This is a genomic window from Nocardioides sp. WG-D5, assembly GCF_054031175.1.
On sequence record NZ_CM132928.1, the window covers coordinates 3,001,888 to 3,015,607 of the forward strand.

Here is a 13,720-nt window from a genome sequence, read left to right on the forward strand (position 1 = left end):
TGCTCCGTCGGAGGGGTTGAACTTCGAGATCATCTGAACACAGGGAGACATCATGAACATCGCGCTCTGGATCGTCGCCGGCGTCTTCGCCTTCGGCTACATCGTCGGCGGCATCGTCAAGCAGACGATGCCCTATGAGAAGTACGCCGCGAAGACGGGCTGGGCCGAGGACTTCACCCCCGGCACCGTGAGATTCATGGGCGTGGTGGAGGTCCTCGGTGGGGTCGGGCTCGTCCTCCCCGGGCTGGTGAGCGTGGCGCCGATCCTGGTGTCGGTCGCGGCGTCGTGCATGGCGCTCTACATGGCGGGGGCGGTCACCGAGCGGATCCGGCGCGGGGAGTACAAGGAGCTCGTCGGCGACCTGGTGTTCCTGGCGGCGATGGTGTTCATCGCGTGGGGGCGCTTCGCGATCGAGCCGTTCTAGCCGTTCTAGCCGTTCTAGCGGTCGGTGAACGAGGACAGCAGGGTCTCGATGGTCGCCATCAGGCGGTCCTTGTCGTAGCGATCCGGGTCCTCGAGGGTCAGCCGGGCGAACTCCTCGGCGGTGACCAGCGTCAGGTGGGCAAGGAGGTCGACATCGACCTCCTTGCTCTCATTTCGTCGTTCGAGGCCCTCCTGGAAGGCGTCGACGAGGTAGCCGCGGATCAGCTCCCGGGTGGCGTCGATGCGGTCGCGTACGACGGCGGGCGCGTTGCGGGTCAGGCCGAGCACCGGGCGCCACACGTCGGGCTCCTTGCGCACGATGTCCAGCAAGGCGGCGAACGCCTCGAGTGCCCACTCGGCGACGTCCTGGTCGCCCCCGGGCTGCGGCATCAGGCGGAGGGCCGAGGCGAGGGCACGGCGCTGGGTGCGGTCGAGGAGCGCGTGGAGGAGCGGCTCGAGGCCGTCGTACGCGCTGTAGACGACGGGGCGGGTGACCTCGGCCTCCTGCGCGATCGCCTCGATCGAGACCGACTCGTAGCCGTCGCGCGCGATCACCCGCAGAGCCGCGTCGAGGAGATGCTCGCGCCGCTGCTCGACCGGAAGCCGGCGTGCGTAGCGGCGCTTCGGCCGTGGAGGTGTGTCGGGCGTCACGTGCACACAATATTACAGAGGTGTAGATTACGCTGAACCTACAGTGGTGTAGCAAAGGAGAGAACGATGGTGTTCGGCGTCAAGACTCGGAAGCAGCTGATGAAGCAGTACGAGCCCATGGCCGACTACGGGTTCCTCGGGCCCGACTCGGTCGCCTGGAAGGTATGGGGCCACCCGACGTCGTACGTCCTGGGCTTCGCGCGCTCGGTGACGATCGAGCACTTCGACCCGAACCTCGCCGCCGCCGTCGTCCAGTCCGGCGGTGTGAAGTACCGGCCCTCGACCCGCTACGGCCGCACCCTGCGCTACTTCGCGATGCAGCTCTTCGCCGGTGCCGAGCAGACCTGCCGTGCGGCCGACGTGCTGGTCAAGGTGCACTCGAAGGCGATCGGCCACGACCCGGTGACGGGTGGTGAGTACGACGCCAACAAGCCGTCCTCGCAGCTGTGGATCCACATGACGGCGTGGCACTCCATCCTCAAGTGCTACGAGATGTTCGGCCCGGGCCGACTCTCCGAGGACGAGGAGAAGCAGTTCTGGGCGGAGTGCCGCGAGATCGCCAAGCTGCAGACGATCGATCCCGCCACGGTGCCGACCAGCCGCGACGAGGTGCACCAGTACTTCGAGGACTGGCGCCCGCACCTGGCCGCGTCGGAGGCGGCCCAGGACATGATCCACTTCATCATCCCGCTGAAGGTCGCGCTGCCGCCGGCGATGCCGGCCTGGCAGAAGGCACTCCTGGCGCCGACGATGTGGCTGATGAGCAAGGGGGTCATCTCGACCTACCCCCGCTACATGCGCGAGATGGCCAACCTCCGCCAGGGTCCCCTGCTCGACGCCCTCGTACGGATCCCGAACCGCCTCCTCCACGCCGTGCTCTTCCGCTCCCTCAACGCCCGGCTTGCCCTCTTCGGCCTGCTCGCGCCGCAGGCCACCCCGGTCGCGGCGCCGGCCATCCTCGGTATCCCGCCGCTGAGCGACAAGGTGTGGGAGGTGCGCGAGGCGCAGGCCCACTTCGGCTTCGACGTCCCGAGCGCCGCGCACCCCGACCTGCGGGCCAAGCAGCGCGAGCGGGTCTTCGACAAGGGCGAGAGCCCCAGCGACGAGGGCCTGGTCGAGTCCGAGCAGCACATCGGCACGATGGACGTGCACCGCGCGGCCCGCGTCTGAGGCGCGTTGTGGAAGGGCCGGAAGAGCAGGCACGGCGCTCCGCTGCGCAGGGGGTGGCGGAGCGCCCGGTGCCGCCGATGCCGCATTTTGAGTGATGCGCCCGCGGAACCGGGTCGCTAGCCTGACGGCATGGAGCGGCCGTGGCCGCTGACCGGGCGGGACGACGAGCTGCGCAGGGTGGCGGCGGCGGTCCGGCCCGGTGCGGCGGGCGTCATCGTTGCGGGTCCGGCGGGGGTGGGGAAGACCCGGCTCGCCCGTGAGGCCCTGGCGGGCTGCGTACGCCGCGGGGAGACCGTCGTCTTCGCCCAGGGCAGCACGGCCGCCCGGCCGTTCCCGTTGGGTGCGTTCGCCGGGCTGCTCGACGTGCCGCCCGGGGAGGCGGCCGAGACGATCGGAAGGGCGCTGGACCAGCTCGGTCGGCAGCTGCCGCTGGTGCTGGCGGTCGATGACGCCCACCTGCTCGACGAGCACTCGGCGATCGTGGTGCACCGGGTGGTGGCGCGGCGGCTGGCGCCGGTCCTGATCACGCTGCGTACCGGCGAGACCGCGCCCGACATCGTGACGTCGCTGTGGAAGGACGACCATCTGCCGCGTCTGGAGCTGACGCCGCTGGATGCCGAGGAGAGCACGCAGCTGATCGCCCGGGTGCTCGGCGGTCCGGTGGACACGGCCTCCGCGCACCGGCTGTGGACGATGACCGAGGGCAGTCCGCTCTTCCTGCGCCACCTGCTCGCCGGGGAGGTGGCGGCGGGGCGGTTCACCCCGGCGTCCGGGATCTGGCGCTGGACAAGCGAGCCGACGATCTCCCCCGAGCTCGCCGGTCTCCTGGAACGGGAGATCGGAGACCTCGCGGCGGGGGTGCGTGACGTCGTCGACATGGTCGCGCTGGCCGAGCCGGTGGCGGTCCCGACGCTGTCCGCGCTGGCCTCCGCGGAGGACGTCGAGGAGGCGGAGGGCCGCGGGCTGGTGCGTACCGACGGAGCGGTCGCCCGGCTGGCACATCCCCTGTACGGAGAGGTACGCCGCGCCGCGATGGGCACGCTGCGCGCCCGCCGACTCCGCGGCCGGGTGGCGCAGACCCTCGACCCCGAGCCGGACCCGATCCCCCGGGCCGTGCTCACCCTCGACTCCGACCTGCCGCCAGAGCCGGCGCTGTTCCTGCGGGCAGCGGAGGCGGCGACCCGGATGTACGACCTGCCGCTGGCCGAGCGGCTGGCCCACGCCGCAGCCGACACCGGGGACTTCGCCGCCCGGGTGGTGCATGCCGCGGCGCTCTCCTGGCTCAGCCGCGGTGAGGAGGCGGAGGCGATCCACCTCGACCTCGTCGAGGGTGCACCCGACCCAGGGACGCTCGCGATGGTGCAGCTCCATCGGGCCGGCAACCTGCTCTTCACGATGGCGCGGCCGGACAGGGCGCGTCTGGCGCTGGCCGCCGCCGACGCCACGGGTGCGGCTCCGGCCCACGCCGCCGCGATGTCGCTCGTCCTCGACGTGGCCGAAGGCGACTTCGGGGGCGTCCTCGATCGCGCCCCGCAGCTGCTGCGGGGAAGCCTTCCCGACGATCTGGCCGGCATCCTGGTCGCCAGCGCCGCCTCCGCGGCGGCCGCCGTCGCCGGCGAGGACGAGCTCCTCGACGAGGCCGCGGTCGTGGGTGGGCTCACCGCCGACCGGGCGCCGACCGTCATCCCCGGCTTCGGGCTCGCCGACTTCCAGGTGCTCGGGCACCGGCTCGCCGGCACCCCGGACCGGGGTGCCGACCTGGCCCGGCGGATGCGGGCCGCCTCGGCCGACCTCCCGGGACCGGCCCGGCTCATGGGACTCGTCGTCGCAGGTCACGCCGCCCTCGCCTGCGGCCGCGTCGACGATGCGCTGGTCTCCCTACGGGAGGCATGGGCGGGGTTCGACGGATCAGGCCATGAGTTCGGCTTCCGCTGCCGTACGTTGCTCGCCACCGCCCTGGCGCAGGCCGGCCGGCCCGCGGAGGCCGCCCCGCTCCTGACCGGCGTGGCTGGCGGGCACCATCCGGCGTACCGGCTCTACCTGCCGGACGACCTCCTCGCGCTGGCGTGGGGCGCCGCGGCGGAGGGGGCGACGACGGAGGCGATCGGACGGGCGGCCGACGCGGCGGACCTCGCCCGCGAGGCGGGCTCTCCTGCGTACGAGGTCCTGGCCTGGCAGACCGCGGTCCAGCTCGGGGGCGCGACCGCGGCCGCGACGCGACGTCTGACGTCGCTGGCCGGGCTCGGCCCACGGGCGGAGACCGCGCTGACCCATGCCAAAGCGTGGTCCGACGAGGACGGCGACGCGCTGCTCGAGGTGGCGCACGCGTGGGCCCGGCTCGGTGATCTCGTCGCCGCGGGCGACGCGGCGGCGCAGGCCGCCGACGTGCAGCGCCGTGCGGGCAGGCAGGGGTCGGCCCTGACCGCGGCGGCCACCGCCGAGAAGCTGGCCGAGAGGTCGGGTGCCTGCACGCCGGCGCTCGTGGTCGCGGCCCGGCCGCTGCCGCTGACCGCGCGCGAGCGCGAGATCGCCGCACTGGCCGCCAGGGGGCTGTCCAACAAGGACATCGCGGCCCGGCTGACGCTGTCGGTGCGGACCGTCGAGGGGCACCTCTACCGCGCCGGTCACAAGCTCGGCGTCTCCGAGCGGGCGGCGCTCTCCGGTCTCCTCGGAGTCGAGTAGCGCACTACTCGGTCCGCGCCCGCTCCTGCGGCGGATGCTGAACGCACCCAACCGAAGGAGGAGTCATGAGCACCACCTACGTACGGCCCGAGGAGGGTCGGCGCTACCCGATGATCGATGGCGACCACGTCGCGAAGGCTGCCGTCAAGGACGACCTCGGGGCCTTCGAGGTCTTCGAGGTGACCGCCCCGGCCGCGCCGATGGCGCCCCCGCACGTCTCCCCGTGGAGCGGGGTGCTGTACCTGCTCGAGGGCCGGCTCACGGTGTACGTCGACGGCAAGCCCTACGACGTGGAGCCGGGCGGGCTGATCGTCTGTCCCACCGGCATTCCGCTCACCTTCGAGGTCGTCGGCGAGTCGGCCCGCTTCCTCGCGATCGTCACCGGCGACCGCGCCGGCCGCTTCTTCGACGACTTCTCCAGCTCCGTCCGCGCCGACCTTCCGCCGACGGACTCGATGGCGGCGATCCTGTCGGTCACCGAGCGCCACGGCGTCGCGCTCGCCGGAACCCAGCCGTTGACAAACTGACGAAGGATGTTGATTCTGTGAGACATGACTAGCGATGTGTCTCACGGGATCGCCGCGTACGTCCCGCCGACCGGGCCCTCGTGGGCCGACCCCTGGCCGATGTACGCCGCGCTGCGCGAGCACGACCCGGTCCACCATGTCGTTCGGAGTGACTACTGGGTCCTGACCAGGCACGACGACGTCTTCTCGGCGGTGCGCGACCACGAGACGTTCAGCTCGACCGGGGGCCTGACGACGGCGCACGACGAGCTCGAGCGGATCGGTCTGGCCGAGAACCCGCCGATGGTGATGACCGATCCGCCGGCCCACACGGCGTTCCGCAAGCTGGTGAACCGCGGCTTCACGCCCAAGCAGGTCGAGGACGTGACGCCTCGGGTCACCCGGTTCGTCAGCGAGCGCATCGACGCGATCAGGGCGGCCGGTGGCGGCGACATCGTCGCGGAGCTGTTCAAGCCGCTGCCGAGCATGGTCGTGGCCCACTACCTCGGCGTTCCCGAGGAGGACTGGGGCCGGTTCGACGTCTGGACCGACGCGATCGTCACGGCCAACGCGGCGCAGGACGAGAGCATCGGGGCCGGGGCCGCCGCCGAGCTGATGGGCTACTTCGCCGAGCTCATCGAGCGGCGCCGCCGTGATCCCGGCGACGACACGGTCTCCCATCTCGTCGCCGCCGGGGAGGCCGACGACGACGCCGGGCTGCTGCGGGTGCTCGCGTTCGCGTTCACGATGGTGGCCGGCGGCAACGACACGACGACCGGGCTGCTCGGTGGCGGGCTGCCGCTGCTGGCGGAGCGACCGGACCAGCGCGCGCTCGCGCTGCAGGACGTCCCGGCCGCGGTCGAGGAGCTGCTGCGGCTCACCTCGCCGGTCCAGGGGCTCGCCCGGACCACCACCCGCGACGTCACGCTCCACGGCGTCACGATCCCCGCGGGGAAGAAGGTCCTGCTCTGCTACGCCGCCGCCAACCGGGACCCGCGCGCCTTCGGCGCCGACGCCGAGGAGCTCGACGTCACGCGCAACCCACGGCAGATCCTGACCTTCGCCCACGGCGCGCACCACTGCCTGGGCGCCGCCGCGGCCCGGATGATGGGTCGCGTGACCCTCACCGAGATCCTCACCCGGATGCCGTCCTTCACCGTCGACCACGACTCCGTGGCGTGGGCGCCGGGGAGCTACGTACGCAGGCCGGTCAGCCTCCGCGTCGAGGTGACCGCATGAGCTGGCTGGAGGCGGAGCGGAGCGAGCTCGCCGCCGAGCGGATCCTCGACGCCGCGGGCGCGCTGTTCGTGGAGCGTGGCGTCGACAGGCCCGGCATGGACGAGGTGGCCCGCGCGGCCGGCTGCTCGCGGGCGACCCTGTATCGCTACTTCGAGAACAGGCAGGCCCTGATCCACGCCTTCGCCCACCGCGAGGCACGGCTGATCACCACGCAGGTCGGGCAGGCCGTGGCCGACATCTCCGACCCGCGTCGTCGCGTGGTCGATGCCGTCCTCGCCTGCCTCGCCGCCGTACGCGAGCGCCCCCACCTCGCCGCCTGGTACTCCGGCGACAGCGCCCTCCTGCGCGAGGTGCTCCGCGACTCCCCGATCATCCGCGGCGTCGCGCAGAGCTACCTCGCCTCCGGCGACGAGGACCCCGACCTCGCCGACTGGGTGCTGCGCATCATCCTGTCGTTCCTCACCGAGCCCGGCGAGGACGCAGCCACCGAGCGGCGTCTGCTGGAGCGGTTCCTACCGATCCCGCGGTGAGGTCAGTCCGGTGACTGCGCCCGGCTGATGTGCATCCACTCGCGCGGGGTCATGGCGTAGACGCGCTTGAAGGCCCGGCCGAACTGCGACGGGTCCGAGAAACCCCACGTGTGGGCGACCTCGGCGATCGTCGTACGGCCCATCGGGTCGGCCAGCTCGTCCCGGCACCGCTCGAGACGACGCTCGCGGATCCAGTCGCCGAGGACGATGCCGGACCTGCCCATCAGCCGGTAGAGATGGCGCACCGAGATGTGGTGAGCGGCGGCGATCCGACGAGGAGAGAGGTCGCGGTCGCCCAGGTGCACGCGGATGTATTCGAGGATCCGTGTCTCGAGGCTGTCCTCGAGGTGCTCACGGCGGAGCGGCGACTCCAGGAGCTGAGCGGTGAGAAGGGTTCTGATGAGACCGATGGTCGGGGCGGTGGCCTGTGCGGCCTCGGCGGTCGAGAGATCGCCGACGCTGTCGGCCAGATGGCCCAGATATCCCGCGGTCGCCCGCGCCAGCGGGCGGCGGCCGTCCAGACGTACGGCGGTCACCGCCTCCAGCGCCCGGCCGGGAAGTGCGAGCGCGCCGATCGGCACCCGGAAGTAGTGCTGGTGGATGCCGTGGTCGTTCAGGAGCGTGTAGGGCCGGCGGGTGTCGTAGACCGCGAGGTCTCCCGGCCGGAGGACGGCTTCGTGGTCGCCCTGCACCACGATGCTGGTGCCGGAGAGCTGCAGGCCGACGAAGAGGTACGCGTCCGCGGGATCCGCGGCGAGTGCGGACGTACGCTCGATGGTCGTCGCGTTGGCCCGGACCGAGCAGATGTTGAGCGCCCCCAGGTCGGCGATGCGTGCGTGGACGCGGATCTGTTCGGGATCGGGCTGCTGCTGGATCTCGACCCTGACGACGCTGTCCCAGATGATCGCCCGGATGGCCTCTTCGCGGTCCCGGGGCGCGAAGAGTTCAGCGTCGAGCCGAACAGTGTCCATCCGGGTCTCCCTTCGGCCCCGCTGGTCGTACGCCGCCGAGCCTAGGGCGCGCAGGCGTCTCGGGGCTCCGAGTCGGTGTCGGGTTCATGCTTTTTGTGGACGAGCTGCCGGGAGGGGCGGCGACGGGATGTGCCGTTCGATGAACGACAGCGCGAGCAGAGCCACCTCCGACCAGCCGTGGTCGAAGGGCATGGTGTGCCCCCGGTGAGGCATCTCGACGATCTCGGTGGGGTGCGGGTTGCGGCGGTGGCGCCGATAGGCAGCATGCGTCATCGACCAGGTCGCCTGCCGGTCCTCGGCGCCGGCGACGAGAAGGAGCGGCCCGCGGTCGGCCGCGCGGGTGTCGATCCGGGTCGGTGACCTCGGGCTCAGGTTCGCCGCCGCCGACTGGAACAGTGCTGCGCCGGGAGCAGGCACGTGGTGCTGCTCGTAGAGCTCACGCGCCTCGTCCACGCCGAGCGCGTTGCCCCACGAGTAGCGGAACTGGTCGAACGTCAGGGTGGTGGCGTGCCGGTAGCGCCGAGGCCTGGCCAGCACGGGCAGGGTCGAGCGCACGGTGCTGAGCGGGACCGGCAGGACCCCGCGGAACGGGGTGGGCTCCATCGCCACCGTGACCGAGGCGAGTCCCTCCGAGGCGAGCCGCTGGACGACCCAGCCGCCCGCGCAGTGACCGATCAGCGCCGGCTGCTGGTCCAACCGGTCGAGGAGGTGCCGGTGGTGCGCGAGCACCGAGCGCAGGTCCTGCCGGTCGGTGGGGCCAGCGTCGGCGCGAGCCCCGTCCACCGCATCGGCCTCACCGGGCCACCCGGGCGCGACGGTCGCGTAGCCGGCGCCCTCGAAGAGGGTCCGCCACTGCCGCCAGCTGCTCGCGTGGACGAACATGCCGTGCACCAACACCACGACCGGACGTCCCGAGCGGTTGGCGGACTCGACCTGTTGCAGCTCCGCGGAGGTCACCGTCGACGTCAAGGCTCCTCCTCTGGCTGCCGGGATCGGTGAGTCGTCCCGCCCGACGCTAGTACGCCGACGCGCCCGCGTCCTCGTCCCCGTGAGGTTGTCACTCCAGGCCGGAATTCGGTCACGGAAAGACGAGATCCGTGCGCGGGGCGCTGACTAGCGTGAGGACACGGCCAACCACCTGGCCATTCGCGAAGGGAGCTCCACCATGTCCGCCCTCACCTCACGGGAACTCGACGAGATCGAACGAGCCAACGCGGACGGTCGGCCCGTCGTCGCGTTCGTGCACGGCCTCTGGCTGCTCTCCAGCAGCTGGGACCGCTGGCGCTCCCTCTTCGAGGAGAACGGCTACGCGACCATCGCCCCCGGGTGGCCCGACGACCCCGAGACCATCGAGGAAGCACGCCAGCACCCCGAGGTGTTCGCCCGCAAGATGGTCCAGGCCGTCACCGACCACTACCTGGAGGCGATCGGCGGGCTGAGCGCTACCCCGGCCGTCGTCGGTCACTCCTTCGGCGGGCTCATCGCCCAGAAGATCGCCGGCGAGGGCGCGTCGGCAGCCACGGTCTCGATCGACCCGGCGCCGGGTCGCGGCGTGCTCCCGCTGCCGCCGTCGGCGCTCAAGGCCGGCTCTCCGGTCCTCGGGAACCCGGCCAACGCCCGCCGGTCGGTCACCCTGACCTATGACGAGTTCCGGTACGGCTGGACGAACAACCTCACGGAGGAGGAGTCGAAGAAGCTCTACGACGAGTACCACGTCGCCGCCTCGGGGGTCCCGATCTTCCAGGCCGCGGTCGCCAACCTGAACCCGTTCAGCGAGACCAGGGTCGACTACAAGGCCGAGAACCGCGGGCCGATCCTGCTCATCTCCGGGGAGAAGGACCACACCGTGCCGCACGCCATCACGCACGCTGCGTACAAGAAGCACGCCCACAACACGCACGCCGTCACCGAGTTCGTCGAGATCCCGGGCCGCGGCCACTCCCTGACCATCGACAGCGGCTGGCGCGAGGTCGCCGAGACCGCGCTCGCCTTCGTGCAGAGGCACCACCCGGCCGCTGGTTGATCTGCGCCACGCCTCGCGGGTGTCGTCTCAGGTCGTCCGGCCGCGTCGCCGTGACCGGGCGCTCGGCACCAGCAGGCTCAGCAGGATCTGGCGTGGCGTGAGCGGCGGGACGTCGATGGGATGCGCGGCGCCGGGGCGGAACGCGTCGAGGTAGAAGGCCAGGTTGCGCCGCCAAGCCTCCGGCGCGATGGTTCCGGTCACCTCGATGACCTTGCTGTGGGAGAGGACCACGAAGAGCAGGTCCTCGGGGACCAGGTCCGAACGGACCGCGCCCGTGTCGACAGCGCGGTGCACCACGGCCTCGATCGTCTGCTGGATCTCCGCACGGAGGACGGCGAGCTCGGAGCCGCCCTCGAAGTGCGTGGACATCAGGTTCACGTAGCCGGAGGCGGCGGCCTCGAGCTCGCAGCTCGCGGTGAGGTAGGCGACGAGGCCGTCCCACGGGTCGTCGGCCGACAGCGCCGCCTGCGCGGTCGCGAGGTGAGCCTGCAGCGGCTCGGCGAGGACCGACGTCCAGAGCTCGACGCGGTCGGGGAAGTGCCGGTAGAGGGTGCCGGAGCCGACGCCGGCCTCCGCCGCGATGTGGTCGAGGGGCGCGTGGATCCCGTCGCGCTGGAAGACGGCCTGCGCCGCCGCGACGATCCGCTCGCGGTTGCGGATGCTGTCGCGCCGCTCCGCACGTGCCGGCCGCCGGGGCCGTGCCTGGGCCCGTTCCGGGGGTCGTTCCGGGCGTTCGTCGCGATCCTTCGGGCACCCCATGGCACCAGCCTACGACGGCTCCGGGAATACCGGGGACCACTCTCCGCTTCTATACCGGAGACATCAGTCCGGATCATCTAGGAGACCATCGCATGTTCATCGCCACGCTCGTCCTGAGCATCCTGTTCGCCCTGCTGCTGCTGTTCTCGGCGTACGGGAAGCTGACCCACAACCCCGCCCAGGCCGAGACCCTGGAGAAGGTGGGCGTCACCCGGATCGTGCCGATCCTGGCGCTGCTCGAGATCGCCGGCGCGGCCGGTCTGATCATCGGCCTGTTCTGGTGGCCGCTCGGCGTCGCGGCCGCGATCGGCACGCTGCTGTACTTCATCGGCGCGGTCATCGCGCACGTCCGCGTGCGGGACACGGCCATCGCCCCGGCCGCGGTCTTCGCGGTCGTCTCGGTCGCGATCATCGCGCTGCGTACGGTCTCGGCCTGAGCGGCGCCGGGATGCGCGCGGGCTACCGCCGTCGCTCGGCGGCGGCGAGCTCCGCGCGCATCCAGGCACACCACTCCACCGTCGTACGCCGCGACCGGATGCCTCCTTCGAGCGTGATCCGGCTGGCGAACAGCGGGTTCGCGGGGTCGCGAGCACCGGGTTCGTCGGAGATCTCGGCCAGCTCGGCGAGGTAGCGGTCGAGAACGTCCCGGTGGGTTGCCTCGAGGCGGCCGACCAGCTCGTCGGCCGCGGCGGGCTCGACGGTCCAGATCGACCACAACCGGAGCACCTCCAGGTCGCGGACGGGCTGGGGTTCGAGATCGCCGACGACCCAGGCGGCCAGCGCGTCCTGGCCGGCGCCGGTGATCCGGTAGCGCTTCGTCGGTCGGGGACCGGCTCCGTCGATGACCTCGTGCTCGACCAGCCCGGCGGCGTCGAGGCGATTCAGCTCCGGGTAGATCTGCGAGTGGCGAGCGGTCCAGAAGTAGCCGATCGGCTGGCGCATCCGCTGGGCGACCTGGTAGCCGGTGCACGCACGTCGCGCCAGCAGGCCGAGGATCGCGAAGCCGAGGTTGGAAGTGGCTGCACCGGGATCTGGCATATGTCAATATTGACATATGACGAGCGTGAAGGGCGTGGCGGCCGGCGTGGCGATCGCGGCCGTGCTGCTGGCCGGGTGCGGCGCGGAGAGCGGCGGCGGGGACGGCGGCTCAGCGGCGGCGAAGGAGTCCGGTCCGGTGCTGCCGACGGACGGGCCGTACCTCAAGGGCGAGCTCGGTGGTTGCTTCCTGCCGGAGACCGACGCCGGGGTCGAGCCGATCCAGGTCGTCGGCAAGGACCTCATGCTGCCGGGCATCCGGTTCGCCCCGCCGGAGGGCACGGCCCCGTCGGCGGTGCTGGTGATGCTCCACCAGACCGACGGCAACCGCTGCGGATGGGGTGACTTCGCGATCCTGGCCGCTCTCCAGGGAGTCGCCGGCATCTCGTACGACCAGTGCGGCTACGGCACCGCCGACTGCAGGATCGAGGATCCGGACGACCCGGTGCCGCAGGTGCGGGCCGTGCTGCGCGAGGTCGAGAAGCAGTGGCCGGACGCGCCGGTCGTGCTGGTCGGAGCGTCGATGGGCGGCAGCCAGACCGTGCGGGCCGTCGCCGCCGGGGTGGAGGTCGACGGCTGGGTCGACCTGTCCGGACCGTCGACCTGGGCCGGTGTCGACCTGGCCTCGGTCGCCGACACGATCCGGACCCCGGGCCTGGTCGCCATCTCCGAGGACGCCGACGGTGCCGAGGAGGCCGACGCCGCCCGAGAGCTGGCGGAGGCCACGTCCTCGGAGTTCGTGGCCGCGGACGCCGGACACGGGTGGGAGCTGGTGGTCGAGGAGGGCAGGCTCTCGACGATCGGTCAGCAGGTCCTCACGTACGCCGCGAGGTGATCGGCAGCACGACCGCGAGGTGCTGGGCGGCGGCCCGCAGGTGCGGGAGCAGCTCGACCATCCGGTCCATCTCCATGCGGTAGGACGGCGCCGCGATCGAGACGGCGGCGACGGCATGGTTGTCCGGGTCGAGCACGGGGACACCGAGGGCGCGGATGCCGATCTCGTGCTCCTCGTCCGCGACGGCGTACCCCTGCTCGCGCACCTGCTCGATCATCGCCGCGAAGCCGGCGCGGTCGGAGATCGTGTGCGGCGTCTTCACGACCAGGTCGAGGTCGTCGATCAGCCGTTTCCGCTCGGGCTCGGGGGCGAACGCCACCAGGACCTTGCCCATCGACGTGCAGTGCAGCGGGCCGAGGCCGCCGGGGGTGCCGATCACGCTGACCTGCTGCGGCCCCTGGACGTGGTGGACGTAGAGCTGGTTGTGGTCCGAGCGGACCGACATCAGCGAGGTCTCGCGGGTCTGCTCGGTGAGCTCCTCCAGCGCGGGCAGGGCTGAGCCTGCGAAGCCACGGCGGTGGGCGACGGACTGGGCCAGCGAGAAGACCTTGAGCCCGAGGGAGTAGCGCTTGCTGTCCTCGTCGAAGCTCGCGTAGCCGTCGCGGATCAGCGCCGCCGCGAGCCGGTGGCAGGTGCTGAGCGGGAAGCCGGTCTCCCGGCTGAGCGTGGAGAGCGGTACGCCGGAGGGGTAGGCGCTGAGCCGGTCCAGCAGCAGCAGCGCCTTGCCGACCATGTCGCGCTTGGCCTCGGCCTCGGTCGTGTCGTCCATGACCGAGATTCTTCCATATCGTGGAAGCGATATCTGAAACATGAAAGGAATGCGTTGACGGGCCGATGTGGTCGCCGCCACACTCGCATGGTGAAAGTGACTTCCGCCACGCGGTAGTGGAGCGAAA

15 protein-coding genes are annotated in these 13,720 nt (G+C 71.7%); 9 read left to right on the forward strand and 6 right to left on the reverse strand.

Annotation, left to right across the window (positions count from 1 at the left end; translation table 11 throughout):
- Nucleotides 1-52 precede the first annotated feature (52 nt).
- Nucleotides 53-424, forward strand: a complete 372-nt coding sequence (locus ACWZJV_RS14680) for a DoxX family protein (protein ID WP_457176721.1) — start codon at nt 53-55, stop codon at nt 422-424.
- Nucleotides 425-438: 14 nt separating this feature from the next.
- Here ACWZJV_RS14680 and ACWZJV_RS14685 read toward each other — a convergent pair whose 3' ends face one another.
- Complete coding sequence (locus tag ACWZJV_RS14685) at nt 439-1,074, reverse strand: TetR/AcrR family transcriptional regulator (protein WP_457176723.1); 636 nt, start codon at nt 1,072-1,074, stop codon at nt 439-441.
- A 66-nt stretch (nt 1,075-1,140) separates the two neighbouring features.
- Here ACWZJV_RS14685 and ACWZJV_RS14690 point away from each other — a divergent pair, with 66 nt between their 5' ends.
- The 5 genes from ACWZJV_RS14690 to ACWZJV_RS14710 all read left to right on the forward strand — a co-directional run bounded on the left by ACWZJV_RS14690 (nt 1,141) and on the right by ACWZJV_RS14710 (nt 7,201).
- The gene (locus tag ACWZJV_RS14690) at nt 1,141-2,244 is read left to right on the forward strand and encodes an oxygenase MpaB family protein (RefSeq protein WP_457176724.1); all 1,104 of its coding nucleotides are present in this window, start codon (nt 1,141-1,143) and stop codon (nt 2,242-2,244) included.
- A gap of 129 nt (nt 2,245-2,373) precedes the next feature.
- Complete coding sequence (locus ACWZJV_RS14695; RefSeq protein WP_457176726.1) at nt 2,374-4,926, forward strand: LuxR C-terminal-related transcriptional regulator; 2,553 nt, start codon at nt 2,374-2,376, stop codon at nt 4,924-4,926.
- Nucleotides 4,927-4,991: 65 nt separating this feature from the next.
- On the forward strand, nt 4,992-5,453 hold the full coding sequence (locus ACWZJV_RS14700; RefSeq protein ID WP_457176728.1) for a cupin domain-containing protein: 462 nt from the start codon (nt 4,992-4,994) through the stop codon (nt 5,451-5,453).
- 24 nt (nt 5,454-5,477) lie between these two features.
- On the forward strand, nt 5,478-6,671 hold the full coding sequence (locus tag ACWZJV_RS14705) for a cytochrome P450 (protein ID WP_457176730.1): 1,194 nt from the start codon (nt 5,478-5,480) through the stop codon (nt 6,669-6,671).
- Entirely contained in the window at nt 6,668-7,201 is a 534-nt protein-coding gene (locus ACWZJV_RS14710; RefSeq protein WP_457176732.1) for a TetR/AcrR family transcriptional regulator, read from the forward strand. Before ACWZJV_RS14705 ends, ACWZJV_RS14710 begins: the two co-directional genes overlap by 4 nt.
- A 2-nt stretch (nt 7,202-7,203) precedes the next feature.
- Here ACWZJV_RS14710 and ACWZJV_RS14715 read toward each other — a convergent pair whose 3' ends face one another.
- Together ACWZJV_RS14715 and ACWZJV_RS14720 are read right to left on the reverse strand one after the other, a co-directional pair.
- The gene (locus tag ACWZJV_RS14715) at nt 7,204-8,172 is read right to left on the reverse strand and encodes an AraC-like ligand-binding domain-containing protein (RefSeq protein WP_457176734.1); all 969 of its coding nucleotides are present in this window, start codon (nt 8,170-8,172) and stop codon (nt 7,204-7,206) included.
- 84 nt (nt 8,173-8,256) lie between these two features.
- Nucleotides 8,257-9,141, reverse strand: a complete 885-nt coding sequence (locus ACWZJV_RS14720) for an alpha/beta hydrolase (RefSeq protein ID WP_457176736.1) — start codon at nt 9,139-9,141, stop codon at nt 8,257-8,259.
- A gap of 196 nt (nt 9,142-9,337) precedes the next feature.
- Here ACWZJV_RS14720 and ACWZJV_RS14725 point away from each other — a divergent pair, with 196 nt between their 5' ends.
- Nucleotides 9,338-10,195, forward strand: coding sequence for an alpha/beta hydrolase (locus tag ACWZJV_RS14725; RefSeq protein WP_008355670.1), 858 nt, complete (start codon nt 9,338-9,340; stop codon nt 10,193-10,195).
- A gap of 27 nt (nt 10,196-10,222) precedes the next feature.
- Here ACWZJV_RS14725 and ACWZJV_RS14730 read toward each other — a convergent pair whose 3' ends face one another.
- Nucleotides 10,223-10,954: a TetR/AcrR family transcriptional regulator gene (locus tag ACWZJV_RS14730; RefSeq protein ID WP_457176738.1), complete on the reverse strand. Its 732-nt coding sequence runs from the start codon at nt 10,952-10,954 to the stop codon at nt 10,223-10,225.
- Nucleotides 10,955-11,046: 92 nt separating this feature from the next.
- Here ACWZJV_RS14730 and ACWZJV_RS14735 point away from each other — a divergent pair, with 92 nt between their 5' ends.
- Nucleotides 11,047-11,391, forward strand: a complete 345-nt coding sequence (locus ACWZJV_RS14735; RefSeq protein WP_196876059.1) for a DoxX family protein — start codon at nt 11,047-11,049, stop codon at nt 11,389-11,391.
- A gap of 22 nt (nt 11,392-11,413) precedes the next feature.
- Here ACWZJV_RS14735 and ACWZJV_RS14740 read toward each other — a convergent pair whose 3' ends face one another.
- Nucleotides 11,414-11,992, reverse strand: coding sequence for a PadR family transcriptional regulator (locus ACWZJV_RS14740; protein ID WP_457176741.1), 579 nt, complete (start codon nt 11,990-11,992; stop codon nt 11,414-11,416).
- Nucleotides 11,993-12,008: 16 nt separating this feature from the next.
- Here ACWZJV_RS14740 and ACWZJV_RS14745 point away from each other — a divergent pair, with 16 nt between their 5' ends.
- Nucleotides 12,009-12,824 carry an alpha/beta hydrolase gene (locus ACWZJV_RS14745; RefSeq protein WP_457176743.1) on the forward strand — a complete coding sequence of 272 codons (816 nt, stop codon included), beginning with the start codon at nt 12,009-12,011 and terminating at the stop codon, nt 12,822-12,824.
- Here ACWZJV_RS14745 and ACWZJV_RS14750 read toward each other — a convergent pair.
- Nucleotides 12,805-13,593, reverse strand: coding sequence for an IclR family transcriptional regulator (locus ACWZJV_RS14750; protein ID WP_457176745.1), 789 nt, complete (start codon nt 13,591-13,593; stop codon nt 12,805-12,807). The two genes, ACWZJV_RS14745 and ACWZJV_RS14750, sit on opposite strands and share 20 nt — an antisense overlap.
- Nucleotides 13,594-13,720: the final 127 nt, after the last annotated feature.

What these genes read in the sequence shown, in the direction of transcription:
- ACWZJV_RS14680 (WP_457176721.1), top strand. Translation starts at nt 53, where the DNA reads ATGAACATCGCGCTCTGGATCGTCGCCGGCGTCTTCGCCTTCGGCTAC.
- ACWZJV_RS14690 (WP_457176724.1), top strand. Translation starts at nt 1,141, where the DNA reads ATGGTGTTCGGCGTCAAGACTCGGAAGCAGCTGATGAAGCAGTACGAG.
- ACWZJV_RS14695 (WP_457176726.1), top strand. Translation starts at nt 2,374, where the DNA reads ATGGAGCGGCCGTGGCCGCTGACCGGGCGGGACGACGAGCTGCGCAGG.
- ACWZJV_RS14700 (WP_457176728.1), top strand. Translation starts at nt 4,992, where the DNA reads ATGAGCACCACCTACGTACGGCCCGAGGAGGGTCGGCGCTACCCGATG.
- ACWZJV_RS14705 (WP_457176730.1), top strand. Translation starts at nt 5,478, where the DNA reads ATGACTAGCGATGTGTCTCACGGGATCGCCGCGTACGTCCCGCCGACC.
- ACWZJV_RS14710 (WP_457176732.1), top strand. Translation starts at nt 6,668, where the DNA reads ATGAGCTGGCTGGAGGCGGAGCGGAGCGAGCTCGCCGCCGAGCGGATC.
- ACWZJV_RS14715 (WP_457176734.1), bottom strand. Translation starts at nt 8,172, where the DNA reads ATGGACACTGTTCGGCTCGACGCTGAACTCTTCGCGCCCCGGGACCGC.
- ACWZJV_RS14725 (WP_008355670.1), top strand. Translation starts at nt 9,338, where the DNA reads ATGTCCGCCCTCACCTCACGGGAACTCGACGAGATCGAACGAGCCAAC.
- ACWZJV_RS14730 (WP_457176738.1), bottom strand. Translation starts at nt 10,954, where the DNA reads ATGGGGTGCCCGAAGGATCGCGACGAACGCCCGGAACGACCCCCGGAA.
- ACWZJV_RS14735 (WP_196876059.1), top strand. Translation starts at nt 11,047, where the DNA reads ATGTTCATCGCCACGCTCGTCCTGAGCATCCTGTTCGCCCTGCTGCTG.
- ACWZJV_RS14740 (WP_457176741.1), bottom strand. Translation starts at nt 11,992, where the DNA reads ATGCCAGATCCCGGTGCAGCCACTTCCAACCTCGGCTTCGCGATCCTC.
- ACWZJV_RS14745 (WP_457176743.1), top strand. Translation starts at nt 12,009, where the DNA reads ATGACGAGCGTGAAGGGCGTGGCGGCCGGCGTGGCGATCGCGGCCGTG.
- ACWZJV_RS14750 (WP_457176745.1), bottom strand. Translation starts at nt 13,593, where the DNA reads ATGGACGACACGACCGAGGCCGAGGCCAAGCGCGACATGGTCGGCAAG.